Source organism: Salinispora pacifica CNR114 (assembly GCF_000514775.1).
Taxonomy (GTDB): domain Bacteria; phylum Actinomycetota; class Actinomycetes; order Mycobacteriales; family Micromonosporaceae; genus Micromonospora; species Micromonospora pacifica.
In genome coordinates this window covers 23,166-40,278 of record NZ_AZWO01000038.1, presented here as the reverse complement: position 1 = coordinate 40,278, position 17,113 = coordinate 23,166, and the positions used below count along the sequence as shown (strand labels likewise).

The 17,113-nt window shown below is 70.1% G+C and carries 10 protein-coding genes and 1 pseudogene; 8 read left to right on the top strand and 3 right to left on the bottom strand.

What is annotated here, in order from left to right; genetic code table 11:
* Positions 1 to 72: 72 nt before the first annotated feature.
* The 3 genes from B118_RS0120430 (at position 73) to B118_RS0120420 (ending at position 3,383) form a co-directional block, all read left to right on the top strand.
* Positions 73 to 1,221 carry a cytochrome P450 family protein gene (locus B118_RS0120430; protein WP_018222044.1) on the top strand — a complete coding sequence of 383 codons (1,149 nt, stop codon included), beginning with the start codon at positions 73 to 75 and terminating at the stop codon, positions 1,219 to 1,221.
* Positions 1,222 to 1,263: 42 nt separating this feature from the next.
* Complete coding sequence (locus tag B118_RS0120425; RefSeq protein WP_018812120.1) at positions 1,264 to 2,094, top strand: helix-turn-helix domain-containing protein; 831 nt, start codon at positions 1,264 to 1,266, stop codon at positions 2,092 to 2,094.
* Positions 2,095 to 2,474: 380 nt separating this feature from the next.
* A complete protein-coding gene (locus B118_RS0120420; RefSeq protein ID WP_026270834.1) occupies positions 2,475 to 3,383 on the top strand; it encodes an alpha/beta fold hydrolase in 909 nt (302 codons plus the stop codon).
* An 86-nt stretch (positions 3,384 to 3,469) separates the two neighbouring features.
* On the opposite strand, the gene B118_RS33100 is transcribed toward B118_RS0120420, so the two are convergent.
* Both B118_RS33100 and B118_RS33095 read right to left on the bottom strand, forming a co-directional pair.
* On the bottom strand, positions 3,470 to 4,399 hold the full coding sequence (locus B118_RS33100) for a glycoside hydrolase family 5 protein (RefSeq protein ID WP_238324059.1): 930 nt from the start codon (positions 4,397 to 4,399) through the stop codon (positions 3,470 to 3,472).
* A 29-nt stretch (positions 4,400 to 4,428) separates the two neighbouring features.
* Positions 4,429 to 5,610: pseudogene (locus B118_RS33095) on the bottom strand (GH12 family glycosyl hydrolase domain-containing protein); the annotation flags it as partial.
* A gap of 239 nt (positions 5,611 to 5,849) precedes the next feature.
* Here B118_RS33095 and B118_RS0120405 point away from each other — a divergent pair.
* Positions 5,850 to 6,485 (top strand): ABC transporter ATP-binding protein, encoded by a 636-nt coding sequence (locus tag B118_RS0120405; RefSeq protein ID WP_028193330.1) that lies wholly within the window; start codon positions 5,850 to 5,852, stop codon positions 6,483 to 6,485.
* On the top strand, positions 6,482 to 8,014 hold the full coding sequence (locus tag B118_RS0120400; protein WP_028193329.1) for a DUF6297 family protein: 1,533 nt from the start codon (positions 6,482 to 6,484) through the stop codon (positions 8,012 to 8,014). The genes B118_RS0120405 and B118_RS0120400 overlap by 4 nt, the downstream gene beginning before the upstream one ends.
* Before the next feature lie 218 nt (positions 8,015 to 8,232).
* On the opposite strand, the gene B118_RS0120395 is transcribed toward B118_RS0120400, so the two are convergent.
* Positions 8,233 to 9,474: a phosphodiester glycosidase family protein gene (locus B118_RS0120395; protein WP_018812124.1), complete on the bottom strand. Its 1,242-nt coding sequence runs from the start codon at positions 9,472 to 9,474 to the stop codon at positions 8,233 to 8,235.
* A 487-nt stretch (positions 9,475 to 9,961) separates the two neighbouring features.
* Between B118_RS0120395 and B118_RS0120390 the strand changes: the two genes are divergently transcribed.
* The 3 genes from B118_RS0120390 to B118_RS0120380 all read left to right on the top strand — a co-directional run bounded on the left by B118_RS0120390 (position 9,962) and on the right by B118_RS0120380 (position 17,110).
* Positions 9,962 to 10,171 carry an MbtH family protein gene (locus tag B118_RS0120390; RefSeq protein WP_018222052.1) on the top strand — a complete coding sequence of 70 codons (210 nt, stop codon included), beginning with the start codon at positions 9,962 to 9,964 and terminating at the stop codon, positions 10,169 to 10,171.
* Between the two features lie 385 nt (positions 10,172 to 10,556).
* A complete protein-coding gene (locus B118_RS0120385; protein WP_028193328.1) occupies positions 10,557 to 15,749 on the top strand; it encodes a non-ribosomal peptide synthetase in 5,193 nt (1,730 codons plus the stop codon).
* Positions 15,746 to 17,110: an FAD-dependent oxidoreductase gene (locus tag B118_RS0120380; RefSeq protein WP_028193327.1), complete on the top strand. Its 1,365-nt coding sequence runs from the start codon at positions 15,746 to 15,748 to the stop codon at positions 17,108 to 17,110. The genes B118_RS0120385 and B118_RS0120380 overlap by 4 nt, the downstream gene beginning before the upstream one ends.
* The last annotated feature ends 3 nt before the right edge of the window (positions 17,111 to 17,113 follow it).

Below are 17,113 nucleotides of genomic sequence, written 5' to 3'. Positions count from 1 at the left end.
ACCACCACGTCGACTCGCCGGCCGACTTTCTGCCACTTCGGACTGTCGGCGGATCGCCGCTACCCTGGCGTGATGTCCCAAGACCAACCGACGCGGGCGGAGTTGGCCCCGATTCCCCGTTCCGGCGCGCGCATCGGGCCGGAGTACGACCAGCTTCGAAAGACCGGCGACGTGCATCAGGTGCTGCTGCCGGATACCTCTATGGCCTGGCTGGTCACCAGCCCGGACCTGGTCTCCCGGGCGCTGGCCGACCCCCGCCTGGCCCTCAACCGAAAGCACAGCCGGGGCGGCTGGTCCGGATTCGCGCTGCCGCCGGCCCTCGACGCGAACCTACTCAACCTGGACGCACCCGATCACACCCGACTGCGCCGCCTGGTCGGCCCGGCCTTCAGCCCACAGCGGGTCGCCGCACTGCGTCCCCGGATCCAACGAACCGCCGAAGAGCTGGCGGAGACGATGGTCGCCACGGGTAGCCCCGTCGACCTGGTCACCGGCTATTGCACGCCGCTCTCCGTCCAGGTGATCGCCGACCTGCTGGGCGTACCGGACGCTGGGCGTACCGATCTGCGGGCCTGGACCGACACGATGCTCACCAGCTACCCGCCGGATCGGGATGCTATCCGGCAGGCGGTCGTCGAACTACACGGCTACGTCGTCAACCTGATCGAGGCGAAGCAACAGCGACCCGGCGACGACCTGCTGAGCGCCTTGGTCGCCACCGAGCAGGAGGGGGACCGGCTTACCCGGGACGAACTGACCTCACTGGCCTTCCTGATCCTGTTCGCCGGGTACGAGAACACCGCCAACCTGATCGCCTCGACCGTGCTGCGCCTACTTGACCATGGCAGCCTCCGTGGGGTGCGGGTTTCCGAGGCGATCGAGGAGACGCTGCGCCTCGAACCGCCTGCACCCGCCGCGATCCGTCGCTTCCCCACCGAGGAGATGACCATCGGGGGCGCCACGATTCCGGCCGGCGACACGGTGCTGCTGAGCATCGCCGCCGCCACCCGGGGGGCGGATGGAAACCCCGCGCGGCTCGCCTTCGGCAACGGCCCCCACTACTGCCTCGGTGCGGCCCTGGCCCGGGTCGAGGCCGAGGAGGCGATCACCGTGCTGGCCCGGCGGCTGCCAGGCCTGGCACTCGCCGTACCCGGGGCGCCGGTCCGGTGGCGCCCGACGTTCCGCACGCACGGCCCCGCCGAACTCCTGGTTGCCTGGTAGCCGGCCGTGGGCTGGCCCGGCGCCGGCCCTACCTCGCAGGTAATGGACAGCGAGACGTCGGCGACGGACGATGCTGGGATGACCGTCACGAGACCCGCCGTTGGGGTGATGCTGCGGGACTGGCGCCGTCGGCGCCGACTCAGCCAGCTGGAGCTCTCTATCCGGGCCGACATCTCCACCCGACACCTCAGCTTCCTGGAGACTGGTCGCTCGTCGCCGAGCCGGGAGATGGTGTTGCAGCTGGCGGATCGGCTGGACCTGGCGTTGCGGGAGCGGAACCGGCTGCTGTTGGCCGCTGGGTTCGCGCCGGTCTATCCAGAGAACGCGCTGGACGCTCCGCCCATGACCGTCATCCGCGCTGCTATTCGACAGGTGCTCGACGGGCACGAACCGTACCCCGCCGTCGTCGTTGACCGGGGTTGGAACCTGGTGGCGGCCAACGAGAGCCTGTCGGTGCTCACCGATCTGGTGGCACCCGAGCTGCTCATGCCGCCGGCGAATGTCCTCCGGGCGAGTCTGCACCCGGCAGGGTTGGCCCCACACATCGTGAACCTGGGTGAGTGGCGGTGGCACCTGTTGCATCGGCTGGGCCGGCAGGTGGAGTTCAGTGGTGACCCCGATCTGGCTGACCTTGAGGAGGAGCTGCGGGGCTACCCCGGCGGTGCAGCCCATGCCGTCGGCCCGATGACCAACGACATCGTGGTGCCGGTGCGACTGCGCCGAGACGGCCGGGTGCTCAACCTCTTCACCACGGTGGCAACCTTCGGTACGCCCTTGGACGTAACCCTCTCCGAGTTGTCGATCGAGTCGTTCTATCCCGCCGACGAGGAGACCGCGCGAGAGCTGAGAAGCCGGCGCTCGGCTTCCGGCTGAGGGCTGGCCCTGCGGTCCGCGCTGGCCAGAGCCTTCGCCCAGGCAGCCCTCAGCTGTCCGGCTGCGTCGGCTCCGTGGGTGAGGTGATGGCTCGTGGTTCTGGCCGCCGCCTTCCCGTGTCGGGCATCTTTGGGGTCGCCCCGGAAACGGTCTGATGGGTGGGCAGCTCGACAGTGTGGCGCGGCAATGGTGTGGCTTGGCAATGGTGTGGCGCGGCAATGGTGTGCGGCGGGGCGGGGTTCGCTACCTGATAGGTAATCGACACGGTGTTATTGGGCTGTCACTGTCGAGTCATGAAGAGCGTGCTGCCGGTGGTAGTGGCGGGGCGTGCCCTCCTCCGGTGGCTCCACGTGCCACGTGATGTCGAAAGGAGTGAATCGATGCCTGATTTTACCGTCGCGCAGGCCGCCGATCTCTTCCGTGCCCGGCCGGACCGCCTTGTCGATGTGGGTCAAGGTCAGGTTGCGGTCCGCAGTATTGGCGAAGGGCCAGACGTGCTCTTCGTGCATGGCTGGCCGGTCAGCGGGGCAACGTTCCGTAGCCTGCTGCCCTTTTTCGTTCCGCGCTTTCGATGCCACGTTATTGATCTCGTTGGGGCCGGCGACAGCCGCTTCGACCGGGCCGTTCGCATTGATGTCGCCACGCACGCGGCGGCGGTACGGCACGTCCTGGACAACCTTGCCCTGAAGGATGTGGCGGTGGTGGGCCATGACAGCGGTGGGCTCATCGCGCGATGTGCCCTGGCCGGGGATCCTCGCGTCCGCTCCTGGGGTCTGATCGACACCGAGCAGCCGCAGGGGGCCCACTGGCGCCTCTCGCTGCTGTTCGCCACCCGCCACCTACCCGGATTCGAGCGTCTGCTCACGTTCGCGTTGAACAATCGGCTACTGCGGCGAAACCGGTTCGTTCTCGGCGACGCCTTCCAGGACCGAAAACTGCTGGACGGAGATTTCGCGGAGTTCTTCCTGCGGCCCCTCAAGGAAAGCGCCGATCTGCGTTGGGCATTCGGCCAGTTCCCCCGGAACTTCGACTTCTCGGCTTTCGAAGCTCTGGCTGGCCTGCACTCCCGCATCACCGTTCCCGTCCAGCTGGTTTGGGGCGCCGACGACCCCTACTTCCCGGTGGCCTGGACCCGCACGATGATGTCCGGGTTCCGGGGTGACGTTCGCCTGCACGAAGTGCGGCGCGGCAAGCTCTTCGTCCACGAGGAGTTCGCCGAAGAAGTCGCTGCCGCGCTGACGCCCACGCTGGCCGCGCCCCGCCCCCCGATCCGGGCCCATCACGGGTAGCCAGTGGCGCCGACGTGGCCGGCGGCGGGTGAGGCTGGGGGAGAGCTCCCGCCGCCGGCCACGAGTCAACCGGAGCCCGGCCGAGGTCAGCTCGTCGGGAAGTTGTCGGGGGTGCTGATCCGGCTGCGGAGGAGATTGCCGGAGGCGGTCAGGTTCGATGTCCCGGAGAAGTCGCCGCTGTTGCAGGTTCCGGGGTTGAACGCTCCGCTGCCCTCGTTGGCGTCGGAGTAGGTCCAGTTCGCGTAGCCGATCTTCAGCTGGTCGAGCAGGTTGATCCAGGCGTTGGTGCTGCCCACGTCGACCCCACCGTCACCGGTGTAGTCGACGGTGCCGAACTCGGTGACGAACAGCGGGAGTGCCGCCGCCGCGCGCTGCACCTCGGCCCGGTAGAGGTCCTGGTGCGACGCGGCGTAGAAGTGGAACGCGTACATGATGTTGCTGGCGTTGACCGGATTGTTGATGACCTCGTCGGCGTTGGCTCCCTCGGAGACGCCGAGCGAGGACCAGCCACGGGTGCCAACGATGATCACGGCATCCGGATCGTTGGCCCGGATCACCGGGATAACCTGCTCGGCATAGCTTTTGATGGTGCCCCAGCCGACCCCGTTGGGCTCGTTGGCGATCTCGTAGATGACGTTCTTCTTGTCGGCGTTGCGAGAAGCGACGGCGGCGAAGAAGGTCTTCGCCCGATCGAGGTTGTACATCGGGTCGCCCGGTGTCAGCGTGTGGAAGTCGATCATCGCGTAGAGGCCGCGTTCCTCGGCCTCGTCCACGAGCTCGTTGACCCGGTTGGTGAACCACGGCGGGTTGGTCTCGTAGCCCCCCTCCTGCACGTACATCGCGATCCGGAACAGGTCGGCCCGCCACTCGTCGGCCAGTACGTTGAGCGAGGCGTCGTTGTAGCAGTTGTTGAACCACTGCAGGCCGTGGGTGCTCATGCCGCGCAGCTGGATCGGCTGGTGGTACTGGTTGCACAGGTTCACCCCGCAGACGTACAACTGGCCGTTGATCGCCAACGGGGTCTGGTCGTCGCCCGGAGGTGGGGCGTGCTGCCGCCGCCGACTATCCAGACCTGGTTGGGCTGGGTGCCGCCGCCGCCGAAACAGTCCCAGATTTGGAGTCGGGTGCCGTTGCCGGTGCCCTGCTCCACCGCGTCAAGGCACTTGCCGGACTGCGGGTTGGTGATGGTGCCGTCGCCGTTGACCTGCCAACTCTGGGCTCCGGTGCCGTTGCAGGCGTAGAGCTGCACCCGGGCGCCGTTGGCGGTGGACCCGCCGGAGACGTCCAGGCATTTGCCGGTCTGTGGGTTGACGAAGGTGTTGCCGGAACGGCTCCAGAGCTGGTTCCAGTTTGCGGTGCAGTCCCAGAGCTGGATCGGGGTGCTGTCGGCGGTGCCGAGGTCCAGGAGGTCCAGGCATCGTCCGCTGGCCTGGCCGACGATGGTGCCGCCGTCACCCGGCGGCGGTGGGGGTGGGGGACTCGTTCCGATGTTCACATCGGCGGAGAAGTTGTTGACGGCCAGCCCGACCCCGCCGTTCCACGGTTCGAAGCCCGCCTGCAGGCTGGTCAGGTACCAGTCGTTGGTGACCTGGGTCCGCGCGACAACGTCGTCGATGAAGTCCTTGACGTTGAACGACCAGCTGTTGATGGTCGCCGGTGCGAGGTAGGAGACGACGTCGTTGCCGCCGTTGTTACCTCGCCAGACCTCCCAGTTACGTCCCCCCACCGAGGTGTTGCCGACCGGACCGCCGATCGGCTGGATCGAACCCTGTCGGTGGAACCAGATCATGATCTCCATCTGGCTCACTCCGTCGGTCTTCGGAGTCGGATCCATCCAGATGTCGTAGGTGGCGTTGTAGGCGCCGCCCGCGTATCCGTAGTTGATCGCGGACGGGACGCTGCTGACCTGGCTGAGCTGCGCCGGCAGGTTGGTCCCGGGTGAGCAGTTCTGGTAGTGGCAGCCGAGCACCACCGACGGGTAGGAGAGCGGCGGCCCGGAGGTGGAGGTGGATCCCTGCTGTGAGGTGATCCGGAAGCCATTGTTGGTGGTTTCGATGCACTGCTCGGCGGCGCTGCCCCAGCGGTTGTTCTGGACGATGTACTTGTCCTGGATGGTGGTGGTGCCGTACTGCTCGCAGATCGTCGCTGCTTGCGCCGGCGTTGCGGCGACCAGCGCGGCGGTGGCCGCGACCGCGAGCACGGTCAGGGCCTGGAACAGGCGTCTCATGTCGTACCTCCTTGTCTCGGGGTGCCCTGGGAGCGCTCCAAGCAATGGCATGTACCGATGTAACCATGTCGCTTCGGGATCGAGAAGAGGTGATGAAAGCCTGTTTCAGGCAGGCGTCGCGCGGATCTGGCCGTCATCACCGCTGATCTGTTCCGGTCACCGGACTTCTGCCATGATGTCCGGGCGAAGCGCGCGAACTCGCGCGACGGGGGTGGAGGCATGACGGTGAGATCGCGCCGATGACCATGGTGGTTGACGTTCGGCAGGTTACGGTCCGGTACGGCTCGACGCTGGTTCTGGACCGGATCGACCTCCAGGTCCCCGAGGGCGGCGCCGTCGCACTGGTCGGCGAGAACGGCGCCGGAAAGTCCACTTTGCTGCGGTGCGTCACCGGCCTGCAGGAGCCAACCGCCGGTGAGATCTCCGTCTTCGCGGCGGTGCCGGGCCGCGGTGCGGAGTTCTGGCGACAGGTGGCCACCACAGTGGAGTCGCCGAGCTGGTACCAGGGCCTGACCGTGCGGGAACATCTCGACCTGGTCCGGGTGGTCAACGGCGGCGACCCCGACGATGGACACATCGCCGAGCTCTGCGTCACCCTCGGTCTGGCCGGGCTCTCCGACAGCCTGCCCAGCACCCTCTCCTCCGGGCAGCGGCAGCGCTTCCTGCTCGCCGCGACCCTCGTGCGGCCCAGCCGACTCCTCGTCCTGGACGAGCCCGAGCAACGCCTCGACACCCGGATCAAGGGTGCGGTCGCCGCCCACCTGCGCTCGTACGTGGCGGCCGGCGGCACGCTCGTCATGGCCAGCCACGACGACGGGTTCCGGGTCGGCGTCGGCGCCGGCGAGGTCGTACTCATCCAGCCGGAGGCGGAGTGACCCCGGTCGCGGCCCCGGCCCGGCCGGCGGCCCCGGCCCCGATTAATGCCCGCCGCTGGGTACGCCGCCGCCGGATCGCCGCCGAGGGCCGCGTCGACCTCGGCGCTGTCTACGTCGTCACCCTCACGGTGCTGATGGCCCTCGCGCTGGTCGGGCAGCCGGTGGTGCGGGTGGTCTGGCCACCGGATCCGCTCGGTGCCCCGGCGGTGTCCCCGTTCGTCGCAGCGGTGGCGGTCCTCGCCGCCTTCTTCGTCGTGCTGCGCCAACTCGGCCCGCTCTCGGTCAGCCGCGGCGACGCCACCTGGCTGCTGCTTGCGCCGATACCCCGGCGTACGCTGCTCGCGCCGGCGCTCGCCCTCACCACCGTCGCCGCGCTCGTCGTCGGCGCTGCCATGGGAATCGCGGTGACCGGGCGCGTCGTCGCCCGCCCGGCCGAGCCCCTGGCACTGTGGGCGGGTGCCACCACCGGCGCGGCTGCCGCGGTCTTCGTGGCGTTGCTCGCCATCGCCGGCCAGCCCCGGCCCGCCGCGGCCCGCCTCGCGGACGGCGGGGGCGTCGCGGTCGGCGCGGGTAGCCTCGTCGTGGCCGCCGCGTTGAGCGCCACCGGCGGTTACCGCCTGCCCGCCTTGCCGATACCACCGGTGGTGGTGCTCGCCACCGGTGTCGCCGCCCTGGTCACGGGGGTGTTCCTGGTCGGTTTGACGTTGCGGACGGTGGAGGGTTGGCCCGCCGCGCCGATCGCCGAGGCGTCGATCAACGCGGGCGCGTACGCCGATGTCGCCTACGCGGTTGAACCCTCCTACCTGGCCGAGATGAGTGCCCGCCGGTTCTGGCGCAGCCGGACCCGGGTCCGGACGACGCGCCTGCTGCCGATCCGCTGGCTCTCTCCGCTCATCGCCCAGGATCTGATCATTCTGCGTCGGAAGGCGCCGCGGCTCTGGTGGCCGGTTGGCGCGGTAGCCGTCCCGGTCTACCTCGCCGAGGGTCCGGTCTGGCTGCTGATCGGCGTGGTCCTGATCGGCGCGCTGGGCGCCGCCGGCTTTACCGGGGAGTCCACGCACAGTGACGCCGCGAACCCGGCGCTACTGCGGCTGCTCGGGGTCACGGGCCGTCGCGTGACCGCCGCGCGACTCGTGGTGCCCGCCGCCATCGGTGGTGGCTGGCTCGCGATCACCCTGGCCGTGTTGCAGGGCCTCGGGGCGCTCACCGGGCCGTGGTGGGCGCTCGGTCTGCTGGCGGGGCCGGCCGTGGCGGCGGGTGCCTACCAGCGGGCGAAGGCGAGTGCCGCCTCGCTCGGCACCATCCTGATCGACACGCCGCTCGGGGCGTTTCCGGCCGGAATGCTGCTCTGGCTGATCAACGGGGTCGATGTTCTCGCCGTACTGACCCTGCCGGTCTCGGTCGGCCTGGTGCTGCTGCCGGCGCCGGAGGTGCTCGGTTGGCCGTGGCTGCTCGCGCAGGCGGCCAGCTCGGTGCTGGGGTGCGCGCTGCTGGTGCGGCTATCCGCCCGCACCACCGGTGCACTCTGACCCGTGCCACGGGCTCGCCTTGACCGTGCTACGGGTCCGCCTTGACTGTGCCACGGGTCCGGGGACCGTGCCACGGGCTCGCTCTGACCGCGCCGATCACTCCCGGACGGTCGGTGCCGCCGCGCCGACCCGGCCGAGCGCCTGACTGGGACGGGCTGGAGCGGCGGAGTCCGGCCGAGGGGATTACTCCTGATGCGATCAGCCGGACCCCTGGCCGGTCAGCGGTGACTGAACCTGTGGTCGAGGTAGACGAGTGCGTCGCCGACGGGGCGCTCCGCGCCTCCGCTTGGCTGATTGACCAAAGTGCCCTCGACGGACATCGTGGTTGATCCGCCACCATCCAGGTTTACCGCGTTGTGCATGCCGAGCGCGGCGGCGACTGTGGCGGTCTCGGTCATGGTGGTGCCCACGCTGGTGGTCTGTCGACCATCGATGGTCACGAGCATGATTTTGCCGTCGAGGGCGGTTCCGGCGATGGTGCGCGGGTGTCGTGCGAAAAAGCCGTCCGAGTCGGTGGGCGCGACGACCTGCCCGTCTCTCATCAGCCGGTAGCGGCCGTTGACCGCGAACGTCCCGGGGCGCAGCGGAACCTTCTTGCCAGCCTCGTCCTGCAGGGTACTGGAGTGTTTCACGCAGCCCTGCGCCACGGCGAGCAGATCCGCCGTTTCCCGCCCGGTCGCCTGGAGGGAGGTCTGGTCCGGGGTGAGAGTCGTGCCGCGGGTGGTCGTGGTGCGGACCACGCAGCCCCTACTGTCGAGGACGACCTCGACGCCCGGTCCGGACGGCGTGCTGGCGGCGAACTCCGGTGTGAATCGCACCGTGTCGCCGGAGTAGGCACACTGGGTTGGGTCTGGCAGCTCGGTGCAGGCGTCCGGGACAACCGGCGGGTGGTTGACGTACTCCAGCGGCAGGCTGACCTTGGTCTGGGCGTTGCGGACGCTACCGGTCCACCGCAGCTGGCCCATGAGCACCTCGTGGTTCTTGGCGTCTAGGACCAGTGCCACCTCCGCGGCGTCACCGGTTGGCTCGCTGAGCAGTTGTCCGCCGTACACCCCGAGGCCAGCGGGGTCGCCGGGGTACTCGGCGCTGGCGGTGAAGGTGAAGAAGGAGGCGTTGACTCCGGCCAGCGCGTCCGACCCGCGGACGAGGTCGGTGGTCTTCTCGACTCCGGCCAGGTCGGATCCGTAGGTGGCGGCGAGGTGCCCCCGGCTCTGCCGGGGGTCGATTGTCAGGACATTGACCACCCACGGGCCCCGGGGGGTGTCGCCGATCTGGTCGATCGGTGCTGGCTCGGTGCCACGGACGATCCGGGTCAGCGTTACGCCCCGGGCGAGCGTCTCGCTGCTGCGACTCTCCACCAGGTCGGAGTCGCCGAGGGGCAGAGTGGCCTCGTTCGCCGAGACCGGCGTGGGGGTGGCGGTGAGGCCGAGCAGGGCCGCCCCAAGCAGGGCTGTGGCCACAGTGGCCGCATTGCGGCGTGGGTGCGGAGAACTGTTTCTCATCTGTGCCATCACTACATGCTGTACAGCTCCGAGGAACTCACCAGAACATTGGTACGAAGGGTGCGCTAATACTTGGTCAGCGGTGGGTGGTGGGTGAGCGGGGCCCAGCAGGGCTGTTCCGGTGCCGTCGGCGTCGCGCGGCGCTGCCACCCAGGGGTGCGGTCACGGCGAGCGCACACGCGTAGCTGTCGGCGGTGACGCGTCGCCCGCGTCACCCACTTGGCCTGACAAATTGCTACTGACTGGTAAATCGCCCGAATTACCTGAAGTGGGCGTATGGCTACGTTTCCGAATCTTGCCGCCTAATCGATCGCATTCGCATTATCGGCCTGATTTCCGTGGGCGATCGGATGACCGAATAGGCGACGATCGGTCAACCCGGTCCAACCGAATTGGGCGGTATAGTTTCCGGCTAACTTGTGGCTGTCTCCCGTGGAGAGTGTCGATGGAAGAATCCGAGGATCCGCGCCCCTACCACGTCGTGATGAACGACGAAGAGCAGTACTCGATCTGGCCGGACGGGTCGGAGCTTCCGGCCGGATGGCGCCGGGTGGGCTTCAGTGGCGATCGCGCCAGCTGTCTGGCGCACATCGACGAGGTCTGGACCGACCTGCGCCCGCGCGGGCTGCGGGAGTGGCTGAAGGCCCAGGGCTGACCCGCGCCGCACGGGCTACCGCCGCGGGCGCACCGGGCAACCGGGGCGCCCGCGGCCATTTTTCGGCCCGTGGCGATTATCTTCGCCTGCGGTCACTTTCTTCGCCCCGCAGTCACTTTCTTCACCGGGGAATACTCCCAAGTGACGGGCTGGGAGATGGTTGACATTGTCCCGAAAATAGCCGGATCGTTCGCCGGTTGTCGGCTAGCCGTTGAGCGGCTCAGATCAGGCTTGTTGGTTGGTTGACAGGTCCTGAATATTGCTCGTAGTTTCTTTTCATCTCCGGTTCCACGAGCGCCCTCGACGCGGGGCCGGCGAAATTTGCAGTTCTCCGTTCCGCTGTTCTGTAGCTGTCTTTCGGTGTTGCGACGCGAAGGAGTGCACAGTGTGGGCAGGGCCCCGCCACGCCGCTAACGACCCGGACCCGACACCCACCGCCGCGGTCGGCGGCACCGTGCCGGACCTCGTGGCCGCCGTGGCGCGGCGGCAGCCGGACGCGGTCGCGGTGGTCGGCGGCGATGGGGAGACGCTCACCTACCGTGAGCTGACTGAGCGGTCCGATGCCCTGGCCCACCGGCTCGTCGCCGGGGGCGTCTGTCCGGATGAGCCGGTGGCGGTGGTCCTCCCCCGCTCGGTGGAGCTCGTCGTCACCCTGCTCGCCGTCCTCAAGGCCGGCGGTGCGTATCTGCCGCTTGACCCGGCCGACCCACCAGCGCGGATCCGGCAGTTGCTCACCGTTGCCGGGGAGCCGCCGGTGCTGGCCAGCACCGAAGTGCCGGGTTCCAGTCGGCTGTTCCGCCTGGACCAGCCCGGCACCGCCGCGTCAACCGACCCCGCCGCGTCAACCGACCCGGCCGCGTCAACCGGCACCGCACCGCGGCGACTTCACCCCGCCAGCCTCGCCTACGTCAACTTCACCTCCGGCTCCACGGGCTCGCCGAAGGGGGTCGCCGTTACCCACTCCGCCGTGGTTCGCCTGGTCCACCAGCCTGGCTACCTGCGCCTGGGGCCCACCGAGACAGTCCTTCAACTCGCTCCGGTCGCGTTCGACGCGGCGACCCTGGAGATCTGGGGTGCGCTTTCCAGTGGGGCCCGGCTGGTGCTGGCCCCACCCGGTGCGCTTGAACTCGCCGAGTTGGCGCAGCTGCTGCGCCGGGAACGGATCACAGTCCTCTGGCTGACCGCCGGGCTCTTTCATCAACTGGTGGAGTTCGACCCGGACTGCCTCGCCGGGGTCGGGCAGCTCCTCGCGGGCGGGGACGTGCTCGCTCCGGAGGCGGTCCGCCGGGCACTGCGAGCGCGCGACGGGGCAGTCCTGATCAATGGGTACGGGCCAACGGAGAACACCACCTTCACCTGCGTGCACGCGATGACCGATCCGGAGGCCGTACCGGACCCGGTGCCGATTGGCCGGCCGGTGCCCGGGAGCACCGTGTACGTTCTCGATCCGGCCGGGCGGCAGGTGCCTGTCGGTGTTCCCGGAGAGCTGTACACCGGCGGTGCCGGCGTCGCCCGGGGATACCTCGGTCGCCCGGGAGCCACGGCGGCGGCATTCCTACCCGACCCGTTCGACCCTCGCCCGGGGGCCCGGATGTACCGCACCGGGGACCGGGTCCGCTGGCGGCCGGACGGCACCCTCGACTTTCTCGGCCGAATCGACGAGCAGGTGAAGATCCGCGGGTTCCGGGTGGAGCCGGGCGAGGTAGTGGCGGCGTTGCGGGCTCACCCCGCCGTGGGGGACGCCGCTGTTCTGGTGGACGGGGAGGGGGAGCGGCGCCGGTTGCTGGCGTATCTGACGCCCCGCCCCGGCAAGCCGGCCCCGACCTCCCAGGAACTGGCCGAGTACGCGGCCGACCGGCTCCCGGCCCACCTCCGACCGGGGGCCTACCTGGTCCTTCCCACGCTGCCCCTGACCCGCAGCGGCAAGATTGACCGGCGGGCGCTGCCCCGACCGGAGCCGCCCGCGGCTCGGCTCGGCCGCGAGGTGACCGATCCGGTCCAGGTACGCCTGGCGGCCCTGTGGGCGGAACTCCTCGGCAGCAGCCCCTCCGCCGCTGACGACGACTTCTTCGCGCTGGGCGGAAACTCGCTGCTCGCCACCCGGCTGACCTTCGTCGTCGCCGACCAGTTCGGGGTGCACCTGCCGGTACGTCTCGTCTACGAGAACCCGACCCTCGCCCGGCTGGCCGGCATCCTTGGCGGGCAGCTTCCGGCGCGGTCGGCCAACACCGGAGTCCGTCGCCTGGCGGATGGACCGACGGCGACGCGGCCCGGCGCGGAACCGAGCACCGAGTCCCACCTCCTGCCGGCGTCGCTCGGCCAGCGTCGATTGTGGATGCTCGACCAGCTGACACCGGGGGCGGCGACGTACCACATCGCCTGGGCGGTCGAGCTGACCGGCCCGCTCGACGTGGCCGCGTTGGAGTCGACGCTGAGCTGGCTGGTGGACCGGCACGAAACCCTCCGGACGCACTTCACCTCGGTGGACGGAGAGCCAGCACAGCTGGTCGTGCCCGCCGCGCCGGTCCGACTGTCGGTGGTGGACGCCACATCCGAAGCGGCCGGGCGGGAGTTGGTGAACGCGTCAGCCCGGGAACCCTTCGACCTGGCGACCGGCCCGTTAGCCCGGTTCGGGCTCGTCCGACGCAGCCGGGAAACGCACGTTCTCACCATCGTGGTGCACCACGGTCTCGCCGATGGTTGGTCGTTCGACATCCTCTTCCGCGAGCTGGCGGCCGGGTACGCGGCGGCGGTCGCCGGTGCCCAGGCTGACCTGCCAGCCCCACAGGTGCGGTACGCGGACTTCGCGGTCTGGCAGCGGGAGCAGGCCGACCGTGGCGCCTTCGCGGCCGACATCGACTTCTGGCACGCGGAGCTGGCCGGCGCCCCGACCCTGCTCGACCTCCCCGCCGACCGCACCACCGCACCGGTATGGCCGACAACGCGGGCATCACCATCCTCATCGTCCGGTCCGGCTGAGCAGACCGATACCGGCGGCGAGGTGGTCTTCGACGTCCCCGACGAGTTGACCGCCCGATTGCGGGCGAGCCGGGACGGCACCCTGTTCACCCGGCTCCTGGCCGGCTTCCAGACCCTCCTGCATCGGCTCACCGGGGCCGACGACCTGCTGGTAGCGGTCCCGGTGGCCGGGCGCACCCGGCCGGAGACCCGGAACGTGGTGGGCTTCTTCGCCAACACCCTCGCCCTGCGGGCCCGCTTCACCGATCGGTCCGACTTCACCGACCTCCTCGCCCAGGCCCGCGCCGCGAGCATCGCCGCACAGACGCGGCAGGACGTGCCCTTCGACCGGATCGTGGACCGACTCGTCCCGACCCGCAGCCTCGCCCACAGCCCGCTGGTGCAGGTGATGTTCGCCCTCGACGAGCCACCGCCGGAAACCACGGCGGCGGGGCTGCGAATCGCCCCCCGGCTCTGGGAGAACGGCACGGTCAAGTTCGACCTCACCCTGACCATGGAGGACCGCCCCGACGGGCTGCGCGGTCGCCTCACCTACCGCACCGATCGCTACGAGGCGAACCGGATCCGCGGCATCGCGCAGCGGTACCTCACCCTGCTCGCCGCGGCCCTCGACCGGCCCGACACGCCCGTCCGCGAGCTACCCCTGCTCGACCCGGTCGAACGGGCACAGCTCTTGCGGGCGGGCAACGACACCGAACTGCCCCTGCCCGACGTGGCCAGTGTCGGTGAACTACTCGACCGGTTCGCGCCGGCCGACCCGGGCGCGGTCGCGGTTACCGGCCCAGATGGCGCCCTGCGCCACCGGGACCTCGCCACTCGCGTCAATCGCCTCGCCCATCTGCTTCGCGCCCACGGCGTCGGGCCGGACGTCCCGGTCGGGCTCTGTCTCGGCCGGCACACCGACCTGGTGGCCGCGCTGCTCGCTGTCTGGCGGGCCGGGGGTGGGTACCTGCCGCTCGACCCGGCACTGCCCGTCGGCCGGCTGGCCACCATGCTGGCCGACGCGGCCCCGCCGGTGCTGCTCACCGACCCCGCCGGGGCACCCCTGATCGGCGACGCCATCGCCGCTGCCGGCACCACCCCGGTGGTGCTCCGGGTCGACCAGCTCGACTCGGACCTGCCGACCGACCCGCCACCGGTCGTCGGTCACCTGGACGGCCTCGCCTACCTGCTCTACACCTCCGGCTCCACCGGTGCGCCGAAGGGTGTCGCGGTCACCCACCGTTCGGTGATCAACCACCTGGTCGGCTGCCACCGCCTGCTCGGGCTCACCGCCGACGACCGAGTCGCGGCGATCACCACCCCGGCCTTCGACATCTCCCTGGTGGAGCTGGTGCTGCCGCTGTTGGCCGGGGCGCGGGTCGAGATTCTCGACGCGGCGACCGCGCAGGACGCCACCTTGTTACGGGCGGCCTGTGGGCAGCGAGGTGTCACCGTCGTCCAGGCCACCCCAGCGACCTGGCGGATGCTGGTCACCGCCGCCGGCGTACCCGCCGGGGTGCGGTTGCGGATCAGCGGGGGCGAGGCGCTGGCCCGCGACCTGGCCGACGCGTTGCGCGCCGACGGTGCCCGGGTCATCAACGGGTACGGACCGTCGGAGACGACCGTCTACTCCGCGGCGGGGTTGGTGGGGGAAACCGGCCCGGTCGACCTCGGGCGTCCTCTCGCCAACACCCGGATCCAGCTGCTCGACCCCGCCGGTCAGCCAGTCCCGGACGGTGTGGTCGGAGAAATCCATATCGGCGGCACCGGAGTGGCGCGCGGTTACCACGGTGATCCGGGTCGTACCGCGGCCCGGTTTCGCCCCGACCCGTTCAGCCCGAGCCCCGGCGCGCGGCTCTACGCCACCGGCGACCTGGCCCGTCGGCTCCCGAACGGGCGTCTCGTCTACCACGGCCGCGCCGACCAGCAGGTCAAGGTGCGGGGATTCCGGATCGAACTCGGCGAGATCGAGTCAGCGTTGCGGGACCAGCCCGGCATCCGGGACGCCGTAGTGACCACCTGGGGGGTGGACGACGACGTCCGGCTCGCCGCGTACGCGGTCACCGAGACCGCCGCCGTTGACCCGGCGGTGGTCTGGCCGGTGCTCCGCGCCGGTCTGACCCGGCGGCTGCCGGCGCACATGGTGCCGGCCACTCTGGTCCTGCTCGAAGCGCTACCCCGCACCGCGAGCGGCAAACTGGACCGGCGGGCGCTGCCCGAGCCGACCTGGCGGGAGACCGCCGGTAGCGGCCCGACCGCCCCCCGTACCCCGGTCGAGGCACAGCTCACCACGCTCTGGCAGGACGTGCTCGGCCGCCCGGAGGTCGGCGTGCACGACAACTTCTTCGCTCTGGGTGGCCACTCGCTCACCGCGACTCGGCTGATCGCCCGCATCCGTACCAGCTTCGGCGTCGAGCTGGCGCTGCGGAGTCTCTTCGCCGCGCCCACCGTCGCCGAACTCGCGGTCCAGCTCGCCGCCGCGGGCGCCCCCGGCGAACCGCACCGGATCGGTCCGGCCGACACCAGCCGGAAGCACCTGCTCGCCTCGCTCGACGATCTCTCCGACCGCGAGGTGGACGAGCTGCTGGAAAGTCTGATCGCCGAGGAGGGCGTATGAACAGGCGCAGAGAACGTGTGGTCGTCGTCGGGGCCGGCCTGGCCGGTTCGCTCGCCGCGCTGTACCTCGCCCGGCAGGGCTACGAGGTGGACGTCTTCGAGCGACGACCGGACCCCCGTTCCGCGCTGGCCCGTCCGGAGGGTCGGTCGATCAACCTGGGGCTCTCCGCCCGGGGCATGCGGGCGCTGGACGGGGTGGGTCTCCTCGCCGACGTGCTCAAGCACAGTGTGCCGATGCGCGAACGGGTGGTGCATTCGCCGGACGGTGGGGTGCGCGCCCAGCCGTACGGGGTGCGCGAGCACGAGATCCTCCATTCGGTACTCCGGGAGGAGCTGATCTCACTGGTGGTGACCGCCGCCGAAGCCGAACCGGAGGTACGGTTCCACTTCGATCATCTCCTGGCCAGCCTCGACCGGGAGACCGGCACCGTGCACGTCGCCCCCACCACCGGTGGCGAGCCGAGAACAGTCACCGCGGACCTGATTGTCGGTGCCGACGGGGCTTTTTCCACCGTCCGGCAGCAGCTGCAGCACGGGTCGCGTGCCAACCACGCCCAGGAGTTCCTGCCCTGGGGATACAAGGAGCTGACCATCCCGGTCGGCGCCGACGGTCAGCCCCGGGTTCGACTGGAGGCGCTGCACGTCTGGCCCGGCCACGAGGCGATGATGGTCGCTCACCCCAACCGGGACGCCTCGCTGACCTGCACGCTCTTCATGGCGTACGAGGGCCCGGTGAGCTTCGCCGCTCTCGACACCCCAGCGGCGGTGCGGGACTTCTTCCGCCAGCGCTTTCCCGACGCGGAGGAGCTGATGCCCGACCTGATCCGGGAGATCACCGAGCACCCGGTCGGGCACCTGGTCACCGTCCGGACCGCGCCCTGGCGGTACGCGGACCGGGTGGTGCTGATCGGTGATGCCGCACATGCTGTCTACCCGTTCTACGGCCAGGGCATGAACTCGGCTTTCGAGGACTGCGTGGTGCTCGACGAATGTCTCACCGCACACCCCGACCGGGCCACCGCGCTGGCCGCCTACGAGGCGGCCCGAAAGCCGCACACCGACGTGCTCGCGGACCTGTCCACCGCCAACTTCGAGGACCTGCGCAATCGGGTGCACCGGTTCGGCTACAGCGCCGCCGCTGCCGCCGATCGACTGCTCGCCCGGCTGTTGCCGCAACGCTGGGTGCCGCTGTACACGATGGTCGCGCACACCACCATCCCGTACGCCGACGCGCTGGCCCGCGCCAACCGTCAGGACCGTATCCTGCACCGCGCCGGCGTCGGGCTCGCCCTGGCCACCGGTCTTGCCGTAACCGCCGCCGCCCGACGCGCCGGCCGTCGCCGCCGCGCGAACCGGCGGTGAGGG

Coding starts and splice junctions, on each gene's coding strand:
- B118_RS0120430 (WP_018222044.1), top strand. CDS start 73: ATGTCCCAAGACCAACCGACGCGGGCGGAGTTGGCCCCGATTCCCCGT.
- B118_RS0120425 (WP_018812120.1), top strand. CDS start 1,264: ATGGACAGCGAGACGTCGGCGACGGACGATGCTGGGATGACCGTCACG.
- B118_RS0120420 (WP_026270834.1), top strand. CDS start 2,475: ATGCCTGATTTTACCGTCGCGCAGGCCGCCGATCTCTTCCGTGCCCGG.
- B118_RS0120405 (WP_028193330.1), top strand. CDS start 5,850: ATGACCATGGTGGTTGACGTTCGGCAGGTTACGGTCCGGTACGGCTCG.
- B118_RS0120390 (WP_018222052.1), top strand. CDS start 9,962: ATGGAAGAATCCGAGGATCCGCGCCCCTACCACGTCGTGATGAACGAC.
- B118_RS0120380 (WP_028193327.1), top strand. CDS start 15,746: ATGAACAGGCGCAGAGAACGTGTGGTCGTCGTCGGGGCCGGCCTGGCC.